This window comes from Nocardioides dubius, from assembly GCF_039528155.1.
In the GTDB taxonomy this organism is placed as follows: domain Bacteria; phylum Actinomycetota; class Actinomycetes; order Propionibacteriales; family Nocardioidaceae; genus Nocardioides; species Nocardioides dubius.
In genome coordinates, this window is record NZ_BAAALG010000006.1 from 12,649 (window position 1) to 16,748 (window position 4,100).

The 4,100-nt window shown below is 66.5% G+C and carries 1 protein-coding gene and 1 pseudogene; both read right to left on the reverse strand.

What is annotated here, in order from left to right; genetic code table 11:
- Positions 1 to 961 (reverse strand): annotated as a pseudogene (locus tag ABD151_RS07455) (DNA-directed RNA polymerase subunit beta'); the annotation flags it as partial.
- Positions 962 to 1,050: 89 nt separating this feature from the next.
- On the reverse strand, positions 1,051 to 4,100 hold a 3,050-nt coding region (gene rpoB, locus ABD151_RS07460), incomplete at its 5' end, for a DNA-directed RNA polymerase subunit beta (protein ID WP_343992885.1).

Sequence of the window (4,100 nt, forward strand, 5' to 3'; positions counted from 1 at the left end):
GGATCACCGGGACGGCGTCCAGGACCATGCCCAGCGGGCTGTTGCCGGTCTTGCGGAACGCGTCGACGACCTTGAGGCGCTTGAGCGCGCGGACCTTGCGCTGACCCTTGCCGTTGGCGATGGTGTCGCGCAGGCTCTCGACCTCGGCCTCGATGTCGAAGGTCTGCAGGCGCTTCTGGATCGCCGTGGCGCCCATGTGGCCCTCGAAGTACTTGCCGAACCACGTCTTCATCTCGCGGTAGAGCAGCTCGTCGCCCATCAGGTCCTGGACCTTGAGGCTCTTGAAGGTGTCCCACACCTCGTCGAGGCGAGCGATCTCGTTGTCGGAGCGCTTGCGCAGCTGCGCCATCTCGCGCTCCGCGCCGTCCTTGACCTTGCGCTTGGCGTCGGACTTGGCGCCCTCGGCCTCGAGCGCGGCGAGGTCCTCCTCGAGCTTCTTGGCCCGAGCGTCGATCGCGGAGTCGCGACGGTTCTCGAGACGCTTGCGCTCGAGGTCGATCTTCCCCTCGAGAGCAGCGAGGTCGGTGTGCCGCGCGTCCTCGTCGACGGAGGTGATCATGTAGGCAGCGAAGTAGATGACCTTCTCGAGGTCCTTCGGCGCCAGGTCGAGCAGGTAGCCGAGACGGCTGGGCACGCCCTTGAAGTACCAGATGTGCGTGACCGGGGCGGCCAGCTCGATGTGGCCCATCCGCTCGCGACGCACCTTGGACCGGGTCACCTCGACGCCGCAGCGCTCGCAGATGATGCCCTTGAAGCGGACCCGCTTGTACTTGCCGCAGTAGCACTCCCAGTCCCGGGTAGGACCGAAGATCTTCTCGCAGAAGAGGCCGTCACGCTCGGGCTTGAGCGTGCGGTAGTTGATGGTTTCCGGCTTCTTGACCTCGCCGTGGCTCCAGGTACGGATGTCGTCCGGGGTGGCCAGGCCGATCTGAAGCTGGTCGAAGAAGTTCACATCAAGCACGATGGCTGTTGTCCTTCGTTAGAAATTTGGTTCAAGGCTGTGGACTGAGGGGCCCGGAGGTCGGCTGTGGCCGACCGCCGGGTGACGCCTCAGACTTCTTCGACCGAGCTGGGCTCGCGCCGGGAGAGGTCGATGCCGAGCTCCTCGGCGGCGCGGAAGACGTCCTCCTCCGCGTCACGCATCTCGATGCGCGAGCCGTCCTGGCTGAGCACCTCGACGTTCAGGCACAGCGACTGCATTTCCTTGACGAGGACCTTGAACGACTCGGGGATGCCGGAGTCGGGGATGTTCTCGCCCTTGACGATCGCCTCGTAGACCTTGACGCGACCGGGCACGTCGTCGGACTTGATGGTGAGGAGCTCCTGCAGGGCGTAGGCGGCGCCGTACGCCTCCATCGCCCAGACCTCCATCTCACCGAAGCGCTGACCACCGAACTGGGCCTTACCGCCGAGCGGCTGCTGGGTGATCATCGAGTACGGACCGGTGCTGCGGGCGTGGATCTTGTCGTCCACCAGGTGGTGCAGCTTCAGGATGTACTTGTAGCCGACCGAGACCGGGTCCGGGAACGGCTCGCCGGTGCGACCGTCGAACAGGCGCGCCTTGCCGGTGCTGTCGATCAGGCGGTCGCCGTCACGGTTCGGCAGGGTGACGTCGAGCAGACCGGTGATCTCGTCCTCGCGGGCACCGTCGAACACCGGGGTGGCGACCTTGCTGCCGGGCGCTGCCTTCTCGGCACCGATGCTCAGCAGACGCTGCTTCCAGGCGGCGTCGGTGGTGTCCTCGGAGAGGTTGAGGTCCCAGCCCTGCTTGGCGAGCCAGCCGAGGTGGAGCTCCAGGATCTGACCGATGTTCATACGACGCGGAACACCGAGCGGGTTCAGGATCACGTCGACCGGGGTGCCGTCCTCCATGAACGGCATGTCCTCGATCGGCAGGATCTTGGCGATGACGCCCTTGTTGCCGTGACGACCGGCGAGCTTGTCGCCCACCGAGATCTTGCGCTTCTGCGCCACGTAGACGCGGACCAGCTGGTTCACGCCCGGGGGCAGCTCGTCGCCGTCCTCGCGGTCGAAGACCCGGACGCCGATGACGGTTCCGGACTCACCGTGCGGGACCTTCATCGAGGTGTCGCGGACCTCGCGCGCCTTCTCACCGAAGATCGCGCGGAGCAGACGCTCCTCCGGGGTCAGCTCGGTCTCACCCTTGGGGGTGACCTTGCCGACCAGGATGTCACCGGTGGTGACCTCGGCGCCGATCCGGATGATGCCGCGCTCGTCGAGGTCGGCCAGGTTCTCGTCGGAGACGTTCGGGATGTCCCGGGTGATCTCCTCGGGGCCGAGCTTGGTGTCGCGAGCGTCGACCTCGTGCTCCTCGATGTGGATCGAGGTGAGCATGTCCTCCTGGACGAGGCGCTGCGACAGGATGATCGCGTCCTCGTAGTTGTGGCCCTGCCACGGCATGAACGCGACCAGCAGGTTGCGACCCAGCGCCATCTCGGCGTCGTCGGTGCACGGACCGTCGGCGATCGGCGAGCCGACCTCGAGGCGGTCGCCCTCCGACACCAGCGGACGCTGGTTGATGCAGGTGCCCTGATTGGAGCGCTTGAACTTCGCGAGGCGGTACGAGGAGTACGTGCCGTCGTCGTTCATGGTCTCGATCAGGTCGGCCGAGACCGCCTGGACGACGCCGGCCTTGGTCGCGGTGACGACGTCACCGGCGTCCACGGCGGCGCGGTACTCCATGCCGGTGCCGACGTAGGGGGCGTCGCTGCGGATCAGCGGCACCGCCTGACGCTGCATGTTGGCACCCATCAGGGCGCGGTTGGCGTCGTCGTGCTCGAGGAACGGGATCAGGGCGGTCGCCACCGACACCATCTGGCGCGGGGAGACGTCCATGTAGTCGACCTCGCCGGCCAGGATCTCGGAGACCTCACCGAGCCGCTGGCGCACCAGCACCCGCTCGTCGACGAACCGGAGGTCGTCGTCCAGGGCCGCGTTGGCCTGGGCGATGACGAACTTGTCCTCGTCGTCCGCGGTCAGGTAGTCGATCTGGTCGGTGACCTTGCCGTCGACGACCTTGCGGTACGGGGTCTCGACGAAGCCGAACGGGTTGATCCGACCGAACGACGCGAGCGAGCCGATCAGGCCGATGTTCGGGCCTTCCGGGGTCTCGATCGGGCACATGCGGCCGTAGTGCGAGGTGTGGACGTCGCGGACCTCCATGCCGGCGCGGTCACGGGAGAGACCACCCGGGCCGAGCGCGGAGAGACGGCGCTTGTGGGTCAGACCGGCGATCGGGTTGGTCTGGTCCATGAACTGCGACAGCTGCGAGGTTCCGAAGAACTCCTTGAGCGCAGCGACCACGGGCCGGATGTTGATCAGCGACTGCGGCGTGATCGCCTCGACGTCCTGGGTCGTCATCCGCTCGCGGACCACGCGCTCCATGCGGGCCAGACCGGTGCGCAGCTGGTTCTGGATCAGCTCGCCCACGGTGCGCATGCGGCGGTTGCCGAAGTGGTCGATGTCGTCGGCGCGGACCTCGATGTCCTTGCCGTCGGAGTCGACCAGCACGGTGCCCTCGCCGTCGACCATGAGGTCGTCGCCGTTGTGCAGGCGCACGATGTAACGGATGGTGGCCACGACGTCGGCGATCGTCAGCGTCTGCTGGTCGAACGCCTCGTGCTGACCGAGCTTCTTGTTGATCTTGTAGCGACCGACCTTGGCCAGGTCGTAGCGCTTCGGGTTGAAGTAGTAGTTCTTCAACAGGGTCAGCGCGGCCTCACGCGTCGGCGGCTCGCCCGGGCGCAGCTTGCGGTAGATGTCGAGCAGCGCGTCGTCCGGACCGGAGGTGTTGTCCTTCTCCAGGGTGAGCTGGATCGACTCGTACTGACCGAGGTCGTTCATCACGGCCTCGTAGTCGTACTCCTCGCCGGTCTCCTCGGCGACGGCGACGAGCGCCTTGAGCAGGACGGTGACGTTCTGCTTGCGCTTGCGGTCCAGGCGCACGCCCACGAGGTCGCGCTTGTCGACCTCGAACTCGAGCCAGGCACCACGCGACGGGATCACCTTGGCGGTGAAGATGTCCTTGTCGGAGGTCTTGTCAGCGGCGCGCTCGAAGTAGACACCGGGCGAGCGGACCA